1 protein-coding gene is annotated in these 682 nt (G+C 59.1%); it reads right to left on the bottom strand.

The genetic code is table 11. The features are described 5' to 3' along the window. On the bottom strand, window positions 1–682 hold a 682-nt coding region (locus AC1DRJ_RS31170; RefSeq protein ID WP_477805495.1), incomplete at both ends, for a DNA gyrase subunit A.

The following is a 682-nucleotide window of genomic DNA, read 5'->3' as shown; positions in this document are numbered from 1 at the left end:
CCGCTTGACCTTCCAGGATGTGACCACGTTCGCGGGCTTTACGCAGTTCGAACACGGTACGGCGGGTAACGACTTCGCGGCGGTGACGAACGAAAGCTTCCAGCAGGTCCTTGAGGTTCAGGATCCGCGGACGGCCGTCGATCAGCGCAACGATGTTGATACCGAACACCGCTTGCAACTGGGTCTGGGCGTAGAGGTTGTTGAGGATCACCTCAGGCACTTCGCCGCGACGCAGTTCGATCACGACGCGCATACCGTCCTTGTCGGACTCGTCGCGCAGTTCGGTGATGCCTTCAAGCTTCTTCTCTTTAACCAGCTCGGCGATCTTCTCGATCAGACGGGCCTTGTTGAGCTGGTAAGGGAGTTCGGTAATGACGATCTGCTGACGACCACCGACCTTGTCGATGTCTTCGATTGTCGAGCGGGCACGCATGTAAATGCGCCCGCGACCGGTACGGTAGGCTTCGATGATGCCGGCACGACCGTTGATGATCGCGGCGGTCGGGAAGTCCGGACCAGGGATGTATTGCATCAGCTCATCGATGGTCAACTCAGGGTTGTCGATGAGGGCCAGGCAACCGTCGATGACTTCACCGAGGTTGTGCGGCGGAATGTTGGTCGCCATACCCACGGCGATACCGCTGGAGCCGTTGACCAGCAGGTTGGGAATACGGGTCGGCAT

This window comes from Pseudomonas sp. P5_B2, from assembly GCF_056400445.1.
Note: the sequence above shows the minus strand (reverse complement) of the source record. Positions and strands in the feature narration are given on the sequence as shown.